Source organism: Acinetobacter defluvii (genome assembly GCF_001704615.3).
Classification (GTDB): Bacteria; Pseudomonadota; Gammaproteobacteria; order Pseudomonadales; family Moraxellaceae; genus Acinetobacter; species Acinetobacter defluvii.
In genome coordinates this window covers 1,139,790-1,157,096 of the sequence record NZ_CP029397.2, presented here as the reverse complement: position 1 = coordinate 1,157,096, position 17,307 = coordinate 1,139,790, and the positions used below count along the sequence as shown (strand labels likewise).

Below are 17,307 nucleotides of genomic sequence, written 5' to 3'. Positions count from 1 at the left end.
CTACTAAAGCACTAGGAATATAAAAATGACGATTTTGGAGTCATCAATTTTTGATCTATCCCCGATTCCAATGTGGTTAGAAGATTATAGTGCCGTTCAAAAACAATTCGAAATTTGGAAAAAACAAGGTATTACGGACTTAAAATCCTTTTTAGAAGAGGACTTAACTCGTGTTACTGAGTGTGCACATAAAATTAAAATATTAAAAGTAAATCCAAAAACATTAGAAGTATTTCAAGCAAAAAACCTTCATCATTTATGTGAAAATTTGCATATTATTTTCCAACAAGAAATGTTTCAATCACATATTTCTGAACTCCTCGCTTTATGGCAAGGTCAAACAGAATTTTCAAGTACAACAACAAATTATACTATCTCTGGTAAAAGATTAGATATAAAACTTAGAGGAGTTGTGCTTCCTGAAGGGCAACATGACTTATCTTGCGTATTGCTTACAACAGAGGATATTAGTGATTATCAAAATGCATGTCGTTTAGAAGAAAAAAACCGTCGTTTGGCTGAATCGCGCTTTATTTACTCACCTACGTCATTATGGGTAGAGGATTTTAGTCGTGTAAAATTAAGACTTGATCAATTGCGCGCAATGGGCATTGAAGATTTTGTCACTTTTTTAGATGTACATGCAGATTTTATTCAGCAATGCGTAGATGACATTATTTTACTAGATGTTAATCAAGCCACTTTAGATTTATTTAAAGCACCGAATAAAGAAACTTTATTTAAAAACTTACATAAAATTTTACCCAAAGAAATGCAACAAACATTTCGTGAACAATTAATTGATTTATGGAATGGAAATATTCATCATCAACGTGAAGCAATTAATTATGCACTAGATGGTTCGATTCGTAATGTGTTGCTTCAATTTACTGTTTTTCCTGGTTATGAACAGGATTGGGGACTAGTTCAACTTGCGCTCACAGATATCACTGCCCGTAAAAAAGCGGAAAGTTATTTGGAGTATCTTGGCAAACATGATGTGCTGACCAAACTGACCAACCGCTCTTTTTATACAGAAGAAATTAATCGTTTAGAACGCAGTTTAGTTCGCCCTACTTCTGCTATTTTTATCGATATGAATGGCTTAAAATCTACCAATGATCAATTTGGACACGATGTTGGTGATGATTTGCTACGCCGTATGGGCAATCTTTTAAATCGTGCCATTACCAATACCTCATTTTCAGCATCGCGGATTGGTGGCGATGAATTTGTCATTTTAATGGCTGGTGCAGATGAGAAAACCGTAGATGAGTTAAAGTTAACAATTGAAGAGTTGTTGAATATTGACAATCAATACTATGCCTCACAACCGATTCATTTAGCGATAGGACAAGCAACTATCCAAGCGAATGAAAGTATTGAACAAATGTTAAAACGAGCCGATCAAATGATGTATCAGAAAAAACAAGATTTTTATGATCTGTAGAATTTGAATGCAGTTCACATTGTATTTAGACTGAAAAGAAATATTTGCTCATCGTTTCAATTGAATATCTGTAAACTTTTGAATATCTCCTCTTTGAATTATGCATTATCCTCCTCTTTTTTATAAAGGTGGCAAAAATGATCAAATATTTATCAAACAGGTTAAAATCAAGATAAATACTGCATTTTTTCCTTGACCAAAGATCATTGCATCAATAAAATGCGTCTCAGATTCTCCAATAGCTCAGTCGGTAGAGCGACGGACTGTTAATCCGCAGGTCCCTGGTTCGAGCCCAGGTTGGAGAGCCAAATTCTAAAAACCCACTCTTTATGAGTGGGTTTTTTCTTTATAAGCTTTGCTTTGATGATTTCACATTCATCTTCAAAATTAGAAAATGTTCTAAATGCTACTCTCTTCATTGCTCAAGTATAAAAGTTAAAGTAATGAGAGATCAGTTATATTATTTTTAAAAACTGTTTGTTTAAGCAAAGCACAATCTATTTAGTTTTAAAAAACCATTAAGGCAATTGCTAGCTAAATCTATCAAATAAAAAATAGAGGTATTTCCTCTATTTTTTGATTTAAATTACTCAAGCTCTTATTTATTCTAAAAATTTAACCACAGCGCCTTCTTTTACTTTTCGCCCTAAATCATTGGCATCCCAATTGGTTAAACGGATACAACCATGTGATGCAGTTTTAGAAATTAAAGAAGGATTAGGTGTTCCATGAATCCCAAAAGAAGGTTTACTCAAGGCAATCCACATATTTCCAACTGGACCATTTGGACCTGGCGGTAAAGTTAAAGGTTTTTTATTAGCACCTTGCACAAAGTTTTTAGGTGAATAACCATAATATGGATTTGCAGCAACTTTCACGACTTTATGTGTGCCTTTTGGCGAGGGCGTATTTGCACCACCAATTGTTGCAGGAAAAGAACCCACCAACTGATTTAAATGGTTAAATAGATACAGCTGACGTGCGCCTTTATGTGCCACGATCAACGTAATATCATCAGATAAATCATTGCGCACATTGGGTACAATAATACTTTGACCTACTTTATTAAAATTGGCTTTTGGGTTAATTTGTCTTAGAAACTCTTCATCTATATGAAATTTTTCACCTAGCATTTCAGTTATTCGAGTGTAATACAAGCCTTTCATTTTTGCTTGTAAAGCATAGTTTCGAGGAATACTTTTTGCAAAAGGACCTTTTAAATCTTGTGCAGTAATACTGTATTCAGTAAAAGCTGGTTGTTTTTGTTGTGCAACTAAACTATTCCAAGTTACCTGATTTAAAACCCCAGTGATCTCCAAGCCATTCATTTGCTGATATGCCGAAATTGCTTTTAAAAAGTTTTTTCCACTTTTTGCATCAATCGGTCCTGGAGACGCATGTAAATTATTTAACATTACTTGCGCCCGCGCATAAGCAGGATATTGCCCACGTGCTAATTGTGCTGACCAGATAGCATTATTCATCGCCTCTTTGCTCCAGCTCACTGGTGCTTTAGCTTGTGTAGTTTTTTTCTCTTCACTGGCAGTTTTATTCACTGTTGCATAAACGGATGAATTAAAAATGGTGAAGCATGTAAATAACATGATGAATGGCACAGTTTTGCGCATTTTTTACTCTCTATTCATCTCATTCTAAATATTAAAAAATAAACTGTGAGCTAGCCTAGTGCAGCCTATGCAATTAATTTTTTAAAATACCCAATCAAGATCATTTGCTTTATTAAAAGCAAATATAATTTAAATATTTATTTAATATCAGTTTGTTAATTATACTAAAAAATAAATATAGTACAACAGCCAGACAAACTGAGTCCTCCTCTTAAAACGTGACAAATTTACCACTTTATCTAATAAAAAGTGAATCTATTATTTCTTTTTAAGCAATAAATTAAAATTTTAATTCATCATCAATAAGATATTTAAATTAATTAATTTACAATTAAAATATATTTACTTCTTAATGCAAAGTTTATATACATGGTTATTTTATAAGCTTACCAAATCGCTATTTAAATTTATTTTAAGTGTTAAATTTTGCTTAAAAAGTAGCATTTTAGCGAAGAGAATAGTTTTGCTGGCAGCTAAGTTTAAAATAGCGGTTACCATTTTAGTAGGAATAGATTATCATCTACTTTATTTTTCAGTAAGAATTGCCTTGAACACGATTACTCTGCTTCAGCCTGATGATTGGCATGCTCATCTTCGTGATGGACTTGCATTAAAACGTACTGTTCCTGATTTAGCTCAACAATTTGCTCGTGCGATTTGTATGCCGAATCTTGTTCCTCCTGTAAAAACAGTTGAAGAAGCGTTGGCATATCGTGAACGTATTATGGCACATGTACCAGAAGGTGTATCTTTTGATCCCCGTATGGTGTTGTATTTTACTGATCATACTGAGCCAGCAGAAGTTAAAAAAATTAAAGACTCCGCTTTTGTTAATGCGATTAAATTGTACCCTGCTGGTGCGACTACGAACTCTGACAATGGTGTAAGTGACATCCGTAAAGTGTATGCAGTCATTGAGCAACTTGAAGAACATCAAGTGCCATTATTGTTGCATGGCGAAGTAACGCACAATCATGTCGATATTTTTGATCGTGAAAAACGTTTCTTAGATGAAGTTTTAGCACCTCTTTTAAGACAATTTCCAAAATTAAAATTAGTTTTAGAACATATCACCACCAGTGAAGCTGCGCATTTTGTACTTGAACAAGATCGTAATGTCGCTGCAACCATCACGCCACAACATTTACTTTTTAATCGTAATGATATGTTGGTCGGTGGTATCAAACCTCATTTTTATTGTTTACCAATTTTAAAGCGTCAAGTACATCAACAAACATTATTAGAAGTTGCAACGAGTGGTAATCCTAAATTTTTCTTAGGAACGGATAGTGCGCCACATTCTAAAAATGCCAAAGAAAATGCATGTGGTTGTGCAGGCTGCTATAGTGCACCAACAGCTATTGAACTATATGCACAAGCATTTGATCAAATTGGTAAAATTGAGCGTTTAGAAGGTTTTGCAAGTCATTTCGGTGCTGATTTTTATGGTCTGCCACGTAACACCGAAACCATTACGCTGATTAAAGAAGAACAAATCATTCCTGAAAGTTTTGACTACTTGGATGGCGAAAAAATTATTCCGTTGTATGCGGGTAAGACCATTCAATGGAGAAAAGTGTGACAACTGAAATACAGCCTACAATTGCTCAACGATTTCGTGGTTTTTTACCTGTAGTTGTTGATGTTGAAACTGCAGGCTTTAATGCGGATACAGATGCTTTACTTGAAATTGCCTGTATTCCAATTATTTATGATGCGGCAGGAAAATTTGTACCTGGTGATGCCTATCATGCGCATATCAACCCATTTGAAGGTGCGAATTTAGATCGTCGCTCATTAGAGTTCATCGGTATTGACCCATCAAACCCAATGCGCGTTGCGATGGCAGAGGATGAAAAATCAGCATTAAAACGCATTTTTAAAGCTGTGAATGAAGTTCGCCGTCAGCAACATTGTACACATGCGGTTTTGGTTGGGCATAATGCACATTTTGATTTAGGTTTTCTTAAAGCAGCTATTGCACGTACTGGTACTAAGAATCAAAACCCATTTCATAGTTTTTCTGTATTTGATACAGTTACTTTGAGCGCAGTGATGTTTGGACAAACGGTATTAGCAAAGTCATGTATTCAGGCAGGTATTGAGTTTGATGGTAAAGAAGCTCACTCTGCTTTATACGATACACAAAAGACGGCTGAACTATTTTGCTATATTTTAAACAAACTCTCTCCTCATCTCCTTGACACTTTGATGGCAGATCAATAAGATAGCGCCATCTTCTATACGACCCTATCGTCTAGAGGCCTAGGACATCGCCCTTTCACGGCGGTAACCGGGGTTCGAATCCCCGTAGGGTCGCCATATTTTAGAATGTTAAGCATTCTTATAAAAAACCTGAGTATAGTGACTCAGGTTTTTTTATTACTGTATTTTACATACTAGATAACCTGAGTTCGATCAAAAAAAGAGTAGAAAAAAAGCCCTAAAGTTTGTAACGTATTGGTTCTCAAGACAAAACATTACAACCTAAGGCTTTCTATGGATCATATTACAGAATTATTTTGTCTTTTAGATGATTTTTGCAAAATATTTGATGAATCTTTAGAAAAATCTCTCATTCCACATCAAAATTTAAGGTTACAGAAGTCTGCCCTAAGCTTATCTGAAATCATGACAATCGTGATTTTATTCCACCAATCTGGATTTAGATTCTTTAAATATTTTTATTGTCATATGGTCATTCCTTTTTGGAAATCTGCTTTCCCTAAACTTCTTAGCTATAACCGTTTTGTTGAAATTATGCCTCGTTGCTTGCAAGCACTTAGCTGTTTCTTTAATCAAATTAAAGGAGCAGATACAGGAATTTGTATCATTGATTCAACTAAGCTTGTTGTTTGTCATAATCTTAGAATTAAACGACATCGTGTGTTTAAAGACCTTGCGAATCGTGGAAAAAGTAGTACAGGATGGTTTTACGGTTTTAAATTACATCTTGTGATCAACAACTTAGGAGAGATTATTAATTTAAAAGTCACATCAGCCAATGTTCACGATGTTGCAGTACTTGAGGAGCTTACTTCAGAATTTAAAGGTATCCTGCTTGGTGATAAGGGATATTTAAGTAAAACAAAAAAAGATGCTTTAATCGCAAGAGGGTTAAAATTATTAACACCTTCACGAAAAAATATGAAGCAGAAAGAGTCACAAACATTATTTGAAAAGCAATTATTATCACGACGTGGTTTGATAGAAACAGTGAATGACCAATTAAAAAATTTGCATCAAATAGATCATTCACGTCATCGTTCGGTTAATAATTTTATGGTGAATATTATGTCGGCAGTAGTCGCCTATTGTTTAAATACTAGCAAACCAACTTTTAAAAATTTGATTGCAAACTAATAATATTCATCGAACTCAGGTTAGATATTATTCGGTTCAATTTTAAACTCTACCTCAAGCACTTGTGGATGACCTCAATAGCTATCAATATTTATCAAAATTAAAAAATAGGCTTCTAATCGTATAACATCTAACATCGGTAGGCCATTATTTAATTCAGAATTAAACTTAAACTCTTCATATTCAGAGTTTAAGTTTAGTGGATAGCTAAAAATGTGTTGTCTGCTTATTCGAATCTATGATCTTTTACATCACGACACATCTGCTGTAAAACTTAGCACTTTCTCTAACGTCATTTGATTTTGAAGCACCATTAACAAACGATCAATTCCTAAAGCAATCCCGGAACATTCAGGCATATTGGGTAAAGCTGCAAGCAAATATTCATCAATCGGCATCACATGCAAGCCTAGCTTTGCACGCTCCACATTATCCGCTTCAAAACGACTGCGTAATACCTGCGCATCAATCAACTCATCATAGGCATTGGCAAGTTCTAAACCCTCGATATACAACTCAAAACGCGCAGCAACTAATTGCCCATCTTCATCAACTCGAGTCTTAGCAAGTGACGCCATTTCAGGTGGAAAGTCTGTTAAAAATACAGGTGTGTCAAAACCTAAACTTGGCTCAACTATATGCGAAAATAACAAATCCATATAAGTCAAACGATCATCACCCAAGTCAATATTTAAACCGACACGATATGCAGCATCTTTTAACTCTTTCAAAGTCGCTTGTAGCGGATTTAAATCCAAACGATCCATAAAAGCATGTTTATAACTGTAAATGGTTGGGCGAACTTTACCAAAACGAGCAGCCAAAACTACATTGAGTAAGTCGGTCACTTCAAGCATCAAATCTTTTAGAGAAAATTCAGGACGATACCATTCCAACATGGTGAATTCACTGTTGTGTTTACGCCCATGCTCATCATCACGGAAAACCTTACAGATTTGATAAATCGCACCACTGCCACTTGCCAACAATCGCTTCATAGCAAACTCAGGCGAAGTCTGTAAGTAATGTGTTTGTTTTTTACCTTGAACATGACGATGTGCTTGTATAGACGCCAAATGTACATCTGTTACGCCTGCTTGCGAAAGTACAGGTGTTTCCACTTCTAACACATCACGTTCCGCAAAAAACTGACGAAGCTGTGCATACATTTTTGCACGTGCTTTAAGAGCTTCAATATCACAACTCGGTTGATAATTCATAGTATTTTGAATAAGCTTACTCATGCTTTAGGTCCTCCATGCGCTGCCCATTCACGGCGTAGAGGATAGGTTTTTCTTAAGTGGTCAAAGGCTTTTTGATCTACTTTCCCATCTTTCACACAGGCACGTAAACTTTGATCATCACGTGAAATATCATAAATATCTGTTAAATGTTCTTTTAGGGTTTGCTTAATATTATTGCCATAAAAATACTGTTCACATGCAGGCAATTGCGACTCAAACTTTTTATGCGCTGAATAATCAAAAGTACGACAAAATGCATCATAAATCATTTGTGTACCACGTGCTTTGCCTTCCAAGCTATAACCTGCAATATGTGGCGTGACAATTGAAACTAAATTCAGCAAATGCTCAGAAATCTCAGGCTCATGCTCAAAAACATCAAGTACCACTTGTCGTTGATTATTTTCAATATCAGCAATTAAAGCGCTTTCTGCAACCACTGCGCCTCGTGCAGAATTAATTAAAATTGCATTAGGTTTCATGAGCTTTAATGCATTTTCATCAATCAAATGATAGGTTTTATGTTCACCTATTTGAGTTAATGGCACATGCGTGCTGATAGCATCAGCGGATTTTAAAAGTTCTTCCAATTCAACTTGTTTAATATCGTTATGTTGTACAAATGGATCATGCCCGATCACGTTCCAACCTAACAATTTCGCCATATATGCAAGTCGTGAACCCACATTTCCCAAACCGATAATGCCTAAGGTAAAAGCACTATTTTGATCCATTAAAGTTGGATTTAATTTTAACAAGGCAGTAATGACGTATTCAGCAACCGCTTGGGCATTACAACCTGCTGCATTTGACCATGCGATTTGATTTTTTTCTATCGCAGCAATGTCTAAATGATCGGTACCAATGGTCGCACTGCCTATAAATTTAAGTGCAGTATTTTGAATCAAACTATCATTTACTTGAGTTACAGAACGTACCAACAATGCATCAGCATCACGGACATCTTTTTGAGTCAATGTACGTCCTGCTGCTTGTTGAATTTCCCCAAATTCTGAAAAAAAATACTCAGTAAATGCTAGATTCTCATCTGCAACAATTTTCATGATTTATTCCAATACAATAGTATGTCTATCATAACGCTTTGTATCGATGATCTCCATGCACTTCGGATAACTTCTTCAGTAAAATTAAAACACTAAGTTACGTCTGGCTTAATAAAACTGTGCTTATATCTTCATTTGCTTTATTCGTTTTTTAAATTTACATATGACCTATAAAAAAAGCTCCCGAAGGAGCTTTAAATCATTGATCAATTACAATGGCTCAAGGTTTTACCACAACCAAGACTTGAATTGCTTCTGGCGTTACAGCTAAACCTTCGAGTAAATCCAAGCCTTCTTTTTGCAATTTTTGCAAACGACTGATTTCATCTTCACGAATACTTGGATTAAACTGTTTTAAATAAGTTAAACGATCAATCTCATATTGCCATTTACTCCCATAGATTTCTTTGGCTTGTTGCTTTAACTCAGGCAATGCGCCTCTAGCAAGCTCAAGCGCTTGAGCATAGCGTTGCTCAATCACCTCACGTCTTGCTTTCACTACCTGACGACAACTATTTCCATCTAGATGATGCAAATAAGGTTTTAAAATTTCAGGTGCAATTTTATTAGATAAATCCTGTCCTTTTTCACTGAGTAATACACGAATCAATTGCGTCGGTAAGCTTGACGGTAAATTCAATGCTTTTGGCGCAACCACATCAACTTTAAACCATACTTCAAGCAGAACTGAACCTTGTGGTAAAGCCGCTGATTTAAGCAAAGCAACATTGGTACTACCGAAAGATTGTGTGCGGATCATTTCCATCACACTTTCAGTAAATGGATGCTCTAAAGTGATGTACTGTGCATCTTCACGGATCTGTGCTTGATCACGATAGAAAGTGACGGTCATGCCTTCTTCATCAATATCCAACCCTTGTACTTGCATTTGATCGGTTGGTTTGATAATAACTGTTCCGTTACTTTGCTCATCAAAATCAATATTGGTTGATGCCATAAAGCGCTTCATAAACATTGGCAATAAAGTATTGTCATCATAGTCTTCAAGCGCATTAACAATCTCTTGTGCCACCATCGGACGACACGAATTGTACTCTAGCAAACGGTCACGACCTTCTTGTAATTCATCTTCCAATGCTTGACGTTGCACACTTACCGCTTCAAGTAAATCTTCAAAGACTTGACCTTTATCTGCCAATAAACAATCTTTTAGGTCAACAATAAAGTTTTCTTGTAGCGTTTGTGCAGTAGGTGAAATATTACTGAAAATATTCAATGCTTCATTATACCAACGGAACATACGCTCTTGTGCTGTGCCTAAAAGGTAAGGCACATGGATTTGAATACGATTTTCTTGACCAATACGATCTAAACGACCAATACGTTGCTCAAGTACATCAGGGTTTGCAGGCAAATCAAATAATATTAAATCTGAGGCAAACTGGAAATTACGCCCTTCTGAACCAATTTCAGAACACAGTAAAATCTGCGCACCATATGATTCTTCCGCAAAATACGCTGCAGCTTGGTCACGCTCAAGCAAGCTCATGCCTTCATGGAACATTGCAGTACGAATACCTGCATGAATACGTAAGGCATTTTCCAATGCTTCAACCACTGGACCACTACGTGCGATCAATAAAACTTTTTTATGTTTCAACTGGGTGCGAAGCATTTCCATGATCCACGACACACGTGGATCAGTTTCCATCCAAGCACCATCAAGTTGTGCTTCTTCAGGCCACATTTGCTCACGTAATTTCCCATCTTTCGACCAAGTTTCTGGTGCAGGAAGAGGTGCAGGCTGACAATCACGACCTGGGAAACCTTGAATCGCTTCACGGGTATTACGGAATAAAATACGCCCTGTACCATGACGGTCTAATAATTCATGAATGGCACGAAAACGCTGTTCAGGTTGGTCTTCAATCGCATGACCCAGTAAGCTTTCTACTGCCGCGAAATGTTCAGCTTCAAGTGGCAAATCAGACATCAATACTTCTGCGATTTTCGCAGTGTGATGATACTGTTCTTCTTCATCTAAGAAACGATCAAGCGAACTAAAACGTTGTGGATCAAGCAAACGTAAACGTGCAAAGTGACTTTCTACCCCAAGTTGCTCAGGTGTAGCAGTCAATAATAAAACGCCAGCAGTTTTTTCAGCAAATTCCTCAACAAGGTCGTAACGATCATTCCCCCCTTCTTCTTCACTCCACATCAAATGATGTGCTTCATCCACCACAAGTAGATCAAAACCTGCTTCAATGGCTTGTTCACGCAAATCATCGTGGTCAATCATCAAGTCAACCGATGCAATAATGCATTGTTCGGTCAAGAATGGATTCAGTTCAGGGTCATGCTCTTTGAGGGAAGCTGTACGCGTTAAATCAAACAATGAGAAATTTAAATTGAAACGGCGACGCATTTCGATCATCCACTGATATTGCAGCGAATCAGGTACCAAGATCAAAATACGTTCAGAACGCCCTGTTTTCAATTGTTGATGAATGATCAAGCCTGCTTCAATGGTTTTACCCAAGCCCACTTCATCGGCAAGTAATACTCGTGGAGCAAAACGTTTACCCACTTCGTGGGCAATATAAAGTTGATGTGGAATTAAACCGACCCGTGCACCAATCAAACCACGCAAAGGTGAATTTTGCATACTGGCTTGCATTTGCATCGCTTCAATACGCAGGTCATACCATTCTTTATAATCAACTTGGCTTGCTAGTAAACGATCAAGTGGTTTTGAAAGCTGAATCGAAGCCCCGATACGCGTTTCATTCAAAGATTTACGTTCTTGTGTACCATCAACCAAAGTACGAATCACATCATAACGTAACACGCCATGACGATCTTCAACCGCTTCAACTGTCCAAGTGACACCTTCTTGATCTTGCAATTCGTCATTTACATTGAAAACAATACGAGATAAAGGTGCGTTGTTACGTGCATAAACACGTGTTTCATCACTTTTAGGAAAGAGGATGCTAATTGAACGCTCATCAACGTCAATTAAAACACCTAAACCAAGTTCTGTTTCTGTATCAGATAACCAACGTTGACCTATAGCAAATTGTTGCAATTTTTCCACCTTTATCTCATGTTAGGACTGAAAACAGTTGCTCAAATCAGGAGAATATTTGAACAAAGTTTTACCCTATTACGCAATACTTTTTGACACAAAGCCCATAAAAATAACGAGCATTTTCAATCTTTGTTAATAAAACCGATCTAAAACGGAACTGGACAATGAAATTGTACATTCTCCTCTGTTTTAGGATGATGAAAGCACAGTTGCTCTGCATGTAGACACAGACGTGGCATCAGCGCTTGTTGCTCAACTGTTGCATATAACGTGTCACCAATAATCGGATGACCTAAAAACTGCATATGCACACGCAACTGATGGGAACGTCCTGTAATCGGGGTGAGTTTGACACGGGTTACAGCTTGTCCCTGAATTTCATAATTTTCGATTGCCTGCCATTCAGTCACTGCAGGTTTATTATATTCAGGCGCTGCGATATGCAATGGTGGATGACTTGAATCATAGATCACAGGCACATCTATTATACCGTGACCTTGTAAATGTCCAGCAACCACAGCTTGATAAGTTTTTGAGGTTTGGCGCTCTTGAAACTGGCGAGAAATACTTTTTTGCCCCCATTTAGACAGTCCGAATACTAAAATACCTGAAGTATCGCGGTCTAAACGGTGAATGAGTAGCGTTTTAGGTTCTATTTTTAATAAACGATTAATCACACAATCTTGTAGGTCTTCTGTTTTTCCGGGAACTGTGAGTATACCTGCGGGTTTTGCGATTACCATAAAATCTTGATCACAATGTATCAGGTGTTCGGTAAGAAAATTACTCAAGGTTCAATTCCGCTGATCGTGCAAACAAGCAGGCAATGATAAGAATCTTAGCCTAAAAATACAATGAATATTTTCGTTTTTTCACTTTGTTGATCTGATTTTTCTGCCTTTCTTAAACACTTAAGTTTTTCAAACTCAAAACACGACAGAGAATCTCAAAATTCACTCATATCAACATTTATAACTACAAAACAATATCTGATTTATTTCAAATCCAATCTTATATCCGAATCATCCCAGCAAAAAGATAAACATATAAAAAAATATAATATATTGCACTGCATTAAGTGAAATTATTTCACAGTTATTTACTGCACTTTTTACGATGAAAATCTAATGTCTGAATATGACTATCAGCTTAAAAAATAAATGCATGAACTTCTTTTTAGCATTTCCACAAGAATCATGAAAAGAATAGTTGCCCTGCATAGCGCAAACGATACAAGCCCACGATTAAGAATCTGTATTTTTAAATTTTAGCCTTCATTTAACCGTAACAAACGCTTAAGAATGATGACATTTTGCCAATAAACTCATGAAAAATACTCAGAATTCGCTTATTTATAGTAAATTTTGGCATCTTTCAAACTTATCGCATTTACATGAAACTGCTATAAATACTGTGAAAACAAACCGATGAGTATAATAAATGTCGAAGTTATTAAAAAATTCTCTTCTTGCCCTTACTTTAGGTACCGCCACCATTTTAACGGGTTGTGCAACTGCAACTCTACTCGACAAAGATGATGGTATTCGCACCAAAACAGTAAAAAATGTCTTAATTAATGACTATGTCGTTGCTTTTGGCAAACCTGCACAAGTGATCCCAAACATTCCACAAGATAGCATCGTAATCGTGGGGCAACAATATAGTTATGTACTCACACATGGCGGTGCAAGATTTGCCAAAATCATCTCAGCACTTGACCCAAAAAATATTCAAGTCACCCGTTCACTCGATTTTTACTCCGCAAAAAATGATGGTAATTTCTCAGGTGCACTCAACCTTTCTTATATCAAACTCTCTGAAGATGTGACCAAAGCCGACCGTGAGTTTTTCATTGAAAATGGCGCTGAAGAATGTACCAATTCAAGCGATAAACGTTTAAATGCACAACGTTTTTGCTTCGATATTAAACTTGCTGGTGTAGTTTATCCTGCTGCGACCAATCGAAATTCCTTTAAAGCCTTAAGTAAGCCATATCGTGTCAGCATTTATACCCAACAAGAACAAAAGGACTATTCAAAAGCTAGCAGCAATGCAGCGAATAAATTGATGTTATTCCCTTTTGCTGTGGCATTTGATGTCGTAACCTTACCTTTTCAAGCGATTCATAAAATATTTGATTGATTACTCAAGTTTATGCAGGATAAAACAGTAAATATCCTGCATACTCCAATATATTTTATGATTCCTTTTTCATTTGCTTATTTGTGGATTTTTATCGTTGCAGCGTTCGGCTGTTTGGTTTTTTGTTTATTTGCAATCGGACTAATTTTCAGTAAGCAATGCCGCATAAAACTCAAAAATGGCAATATTTTTCTACAATCTTTATTTTTTAGTAGTTGTTTATGTGTACTACTTGCAATCGGGCTCTCTTTACTGGTTAAAACCGCAAAAAATGAAAGTCAAACTAAACATGAAGCAATCTATCAAACGCTAACTACACCACAAACCATTTTAGGGATTCATATGCCCAAAGGGACAAAACTGTGGTTATTTGAACCCAATAATTTAAACTCATTTCGTGAAGCGACTTTCCCAATCCCTGTGGCTTTTGGTCATTTTCAGATTACAAGGGTACAAATCCCGAGAGGATTTGAATTAGAAATGTTTGATGACCGTTCAATCACCTTAGATGGCAAAGGCATAGATCAAATCGAAGGTTGGCAATGTAAACTTGAAAACTATATGAAAGTGTATTTGGATGAACAAGCCAATCTTTCTGGCTTAGCGTTTTGTGTATTGGCGAATCCCGTCAAACTCAAACAAATCACCTTACAAGCCAATGCAGATCTGCAACGTAGTCAATCCCCTAAATATCCTGATGGTTTTATTGCTCAAGATAGATGGTTGATTAGAAACCCCATTACTCATTATAAAAATATACCAATAGAATGGGCGAATGTATATTTAGATAAAAATCATCAATTACTTGGCATAGAAAATGGCACTCTTGCCAAAGATATATATTTTGGTGGCATTTATTATCCAAAAGGTTCAGCGTTTAATTTATTAGTACATCCCCTCATCAAAGATCAAGAAACTTGGCTCTTTACACCACCAATGAACCAAACCGCAAAAATGAATAATGGAACAATTTACACAGATCAACACGCGATTTTACACAGTGCGAAAGGGGAAATTTTACAAGTTCTAAACGCCTATGATGCAAGTATCATGTACCGCAGCAGCAATTCTTAAAATGTACTTTTTAATGACATACAGTTATATGCAACAAAGCCCATCCGATATGAACATTCAAACGTAATGTCCATCTCAGATTTACAAAAATGATTAAAATTTAAGATAAAATTTGTGACTCCGAATAAAACGAATGAGGCTGTCCTTTTCCTATAAATCTATTCTGATCGGCTTGTTCTAAAACCTCTTCGCTTTTTGTCGTATTTTGTCCAGAAACAGAAGTACCATAACTAAACTGCACAGGAATCGTCTTAGATTTAAATTTTATAGGATTAGACTTCATCACCTTTAATAAACGCTCAGCAATTTGAGTCACTTGCTCTTGATTAATATCATGTAAAATTAAAATAAATTCAGAGCAACTCAAACGTCCAACCAAATCTGTTTCACGAATATTATGCGTTAATCGTTCAGCCACGTTACTTAACACTTCATTCATGGCTTCGGATTGATATTGCTCTTTTATTTTGTTGAGATTATCAATATTAAATAGAATAATACCGTACTGTTTTCCTTCTTGTGGGTGTAGTTCTTTTAAAAATTGATTAATCGCAAACTGATTATATACACCTGTAAGTGTGTCAATTTCCAGACTATTATCTTTTTGATTTTTATGAATTAGTTTTGTAATCAAAGAGTTTTTTAACACTTGATTAACTAATCTATAAATTTTACGATGCTTTTCCGAATAAACCTTATCTCTCATTGCACACTCCCCAATTTACATTTTTTTATTTTTCATATTATTAATGTAGCAATTTATTTACAGTTATCCAAATTTAATTTTATCTAAATTATTGACTTAATTATTATTTAAAATAAATTATGTGATAAAATTCGCAAAAATAAAATATTATTTAACCTGAGTTCGATCAAAAAAAGAGTAGAAAAAAAGCCCTAAAGTTTGTAACGTATTGGTTCTCAAGACAAAACATTACAACCTAAGGCTTTCTATGGATCATATTACAGAATTATTTTGTCTTTTAGATGATTTTTGCAAAATATTTGATGAATCTTTAGAAAAATCTCTCATTCCACATCAAAATTTAAGGTTACAGAGAGATGGATCCGTAAATTTGAACAACTCCTATAAGTGATATTCTGCTCCTCAAATGATGTTATAAACATCAATATATGGAGTATTTTATGGCACGTAGACCAAGAAGAAATCATTCAAATGATTTTAAAGCTAAGGTAGCACTTGCTGCGATTAAAGCAGAAAAAACACTTGCTGAATTGAGTGCTGAGTTTGATGTTCATCAAAACCAAATTATTGACTGGAAAAATCAATTGATCTCAGCTTCCTCGCAAGCTTTCGATCAATCAAAAGCTCCAACAGAACCACCCATCGATCTAAAAAAACTACATGCAAAAATCGGTGAGCAGGCATTAGAAATTGATTTTTTAGAAGGTGTGTTGAAGAAACTGGGCCGCTTCAACCACAAAAGTTAATCGACGACTCACTTCAGATTTCAGTATCTAAGCAAGCTAAGCTGCTGAAAGTCTCCCGTGGTTGTTATTACTATCGCCCAAAACCTGTGAGTGCATCAGATCTGAAGCTGATGCGATGTATTGATGAATTACATATGCAATATCCTTTTGCAGGCAGTCGTATGATGCGTGATTTGTTGAATCGTCAAGGACATCATATAGGACGACGTCATACACGTACTTTAATGAAGAAAATGGGTATTCAGGCGTTATATTGCAAACCAAATTTAAGCCAGGCTAATCAAGCTCACCGTAAATATCCATATCTGCTCAAAGGGTTGGCTATTCAGCGCAGTAATCAAGTGTGGTCTACGGATATAACGTATATCCCTATGGCAAAAGGCTTTGTTTATTTATGTGCTGTGATTGATTGGCATAGCCGCAAGGTACTTGCGCATAGGGTATCGATTAGTATGGAGGTGGATTTTTGTATTTCGGCTTTAAATGAAGCAATTGAAAAATATGGTCGACCTGAAATATTTAATACAGACCAAGGCAGCCAGTTTACCAGTGATGCATTTATTGATGTATTGAAATCAAATGGCATTCAAATCAGTATGGATGGTAAAGGTCGATGGGTAGATAATGTGATGGTTGAACGATTATGGCGGAGCGTTAAATATGAAGAGGTGTATCTCAAAGCTTATAGCAGTGTCACAGATGCGAAAAAGCAATTAAGTGCATATTTTGAGTTTTATAATTTGAAACGACCTCATTCGAGTCTAGACAAAATGACACCAAATGAGTTTTACTATGATCAGCTACCCCAACAAAACAAGGTGGCTTAACTAGAGCGGAA

At 36.0% G+C, this 17,307-nt stretch carries 13 protein-coding genes, 2 tRNA genes and 1 pseudogene; 10 read left to right on the top strand and 6 right to left on the bottom strand.

The window, feature by feature from the left end:
- The first annotated feature begins 25 nt into the window (after positions 1 to 25).
- Together DJ533_RS07850 and DJ533_RS07845 are read left to right on the top strand one after the other, a co-directional pair.
- Positions 26 to 1,450 (top strand): sensor domain-containing diguanylate cyclase, encoded by a 1,425-nt coding sequence (locus tag DJ533_RS07850; RefSeq protein WP_065991824.1) that lies wholly within the window; start codon positions 26 to 28, stop codon positions 1,448 to 1,450.
- Positions 1,451 to 1,682: 232 nt separating this feature from the next.
- A tRNA-Asn gene (locus DJ533_RS07845) sits at positions 1,683 to 1,758 on the top strand.
- Positions 1,759 to 2,052: 294 nt separating this feature from the next.
- Here DJ533_RS07845 and DJ533_RS07840 read toward each other — a convergent pair.
- Entirely contained in the window at positions 2,053 to 3,078 is a 1,026-nt protein-coding gene (locus tag DJ533_RS07840) for a L,D-transpeptidase family protein (RefSeq protein WP_065991822.1), read from the bottom strand.
- Between the two features lie 547 nt (positions 3,079 to 3,625).
- Between DJ533_RS07840 and pyrC the strand changes: the two genes are divergently transcribed.
- From pyrC to DJ533_RS07820, 4 genes are all read left to right on the top strand, one after another.
- Positions 3,626 to 4,660, top strand: coding sequence for a dihydroorotase (pyrC, locus tag DJ533_RS07835; RefSeq protein WP_065991820.1), 1,035 nt, complete (start codon positions 3,626 to 3,628; stop codon positions 4,658 to 4,660).
- Entirely contained in the window at positions 4,645 to 5,304 is a 660-nt protein-coding gene (rnt, locus tag DJ533_RS07830; protein WP_065991818.1) for a ribonuclease T, read from the top strand. Before pyrC ends, rnt begins: the two co-directional genes overlap by 16 nt.
- A gap of 20 nt (positions 5,305 to 5,324) precedes the next feature.
- Positions 5,325 to 5,400 (top strand) — tRNA-Glu (locus tag DJ533_RS07825).
- 177 nt (positions 5,401 to 5,577) lie between these two features.
- Positions 5,578 to 6,441, top strand: coding sequence for an IS982 family transposase (locus DJ533_RS07820; RefSeq protein WP_109849250.1), 864 nt, complete (start codon positions 5,578 to 5,580; stop codon positions 6,439 to 6,441).
- Between the two features lie 251 nt (positions 6,442 to 6,692).
- Here the strand turns inward: DJ533_RS07820 and epmA are convergent, their stop codons facing one another.
- The 4 genes from epmA to DJ533_RS07800 form a co-directional block, all read right to left on the bottom strand.
- Positions 6,693 to 7,685, bottom strand: a complete 993-nt coding sequence (gene epmA, locus DJ533_RS07815) for an EF-P lysine aminoacylase EpmA (protein WP_065995543.1) — start codon at positions 7,683 to 7,685, stop codon at positions 6,693 to 6,695.
- Entirely contained in the window at positions 7,682 to 8,749 is a 1,068-nt protein-coding gene (locus DJ533_RS07810; RefSeq protein WP_065995544.1) for a 4-phosphoerythronate dehydrogenase, read from the bottom strand. The genes epmA and DJ533_RS07810 overlap by 4 nt, the downstream gene beginning before the upstream one ends.
- Before the next feature lie 220 nt (positions 8,750 to 8,969).
- The gene (gene rapA / locus DJ533_RS07805) at positions 8,970 to 11,807 is read right to left on the bottom strand and encodes an RNA polymerase-associated protein RapA (RefSeq protein WP_065995545.1); all 2,838 of its coding nucleotides are present in this window, start codon (positions 11,805 to 11,807) and stop codon (positions 8,970 to 8,972) included.
- Between the two features lie 140 nt (positions 11,808 to 11,947).
- Entirely contained in the window at positions 11,948 to 12,544 is a 597-nt protein-coding gene (locus tag DJ533_RS07800; protein WP_065995546.1) for an RluA family pseudouridine synthase, read from the bottom strand.
- A gap of 697 nt (positions 12,545 to 13,241) precedes the next feature.
- On the opposite strand from DJ533_RS07800, the gene DJ533_RS07795 reads away from it, so the two are divergent.
- A complete protein-coding gene (locus DJ533_RS07795) occupies positions 13,242 to 13,943 on the top strand; it encodes a YidX family protein (protein WP_065995547.1) in 702 nt (233 codons plus the stop codon).
- A 57-nt stretch (positions 13,944 to 14,000) separates the two neighbouring features.
- Positions 14,001 to 15,017, top strand: a complete 1,017-nt coding sequence (locus DJ533_RS07790; protein ID WP_065995549.1) for a hypothetical protein — start codon at positions 14,001 to 14,003, stop codon at positions 15,015 to 15,017.
- 100 nt (positions 15,018 to 15,117) lie between these two features.
- Here DJ533_RS07790 and DJ533_RS07785 read toward each other — a convergent pair whose 3' ends face one another.
- A complete protein-coding gene (locus DJ533_RS07785) occupies positions 15,118 to 15,723 on the bottom strand; it encodes a GGDEF domain-containing protein (RefSeq protein ID WP_065995548.1) in 606 nt (201 codons plus the stop codon).
- Between the two features lie 247 nt (positions 15,724 to 15,970).
- Between DJ533_RS07785 and DJ533_RS19180 the strand changes: the two are divergent.
- Together DJ533_RS19180 and DJ533_RS07780 are read left to right on the top strand one after the other, a co-directional pair.
- A pseudogene (locus DJ533_RS19180) lies at positions 15,971 to 16,078 on the top strand (IS982 family transposase); the annotation flags it as partial.
- 85 nt (positions 16,079 to 16,163) lie between these two features.
- Positions 16,164 to 17,296 (top strand): IS3-like element ISAba14 family transposase gene (locus tag DJ533_RS07780; protein ID WP_223155595.1). Its coding sequence is split into 2 segments (ribosomal slippage): positions 16,164 to 16,416 and positions 16,416 to 17,296, totalling 1,134 coding nucleotides; the frame shifts between segments, so codons are not numbered across the junction.
- The last annotated feature ends 11 nt before the right edge of the window (positions 17,297 to 17,307 follow it).

Excerpts from the sequence above, each read along its gene's own strand:
- DJ533_RS07850 (WP_065991824.1), top strand. The coding sequence starts at position 26 with ATGACGATTTTGGAGTCATCAATTTTTGATCTATCCCCGATTCCAATG.
- DJ533_RS07795 (WP_065995547.1), top strand. The coding sequence starts at position 13,242 with ATGTCGAAGTTATTAAAAAATTCTCTTCTTGCCCTTACTTTAGGTACC.
- DJ533_RS07785 (WP_065995548.1), bottom strand. The coding sequence starts at position 15,723 with ATGAGAGATAAGGTTTATTCGGAAAAGCATCGTAAAATTTATAGATTA.
- DJ533_RS07810 (WP_065995544.1), bottom strand. The coding sequence starts at position 8,749 with ATGAAAATTGTTGCAGATGAGAATCTAGCATTTACTGAGTATTTTTTT.
- DJ533_RS07820 (WP_109849250.1), top strand. The coding sequence starts at position 5,578 with ATGGATCATATTACAGAATTATTTTGTCTTTTAGATGATTTTTGCAAA.
- DJ533_RS07790 (WP_065995549.1), top strand. The coding sequence starts at position 14,001 with ATGATTCCTTTTTCATTTGCTTATTTGTGGATTTTTATCGTTGCAGCG.
- rnt (WP_065991818.1), top strand. The coding sequence starts at position 4,645 with ATGGAGAAAAGTGTGACAACTGAAATACAGCCTACAATTGCTCAACGA.
- DJ533_RS07800 (WP_065995546.1), bottom strand. The coding sequence starts at position 12,544 with ATGGTAATCGCAAAACCCGCAGGTATACTCACAGTTCCCGGAAAAACA.
- DJ533_RS07840 (WP_065991822.1), bottom strand. The coding sequence starts at position 3,078 with ATGCGCAAAACTGTGCCATTCATCATGTTATTTACATGCTTCACCATT.
- epmA (WP_065995543.1), bottom strand. The coding sequence starts at position 7,685 with ATGAGTAAGCTTATTCAAAATACTATGAATTATCAACCGAGTTGTGAT.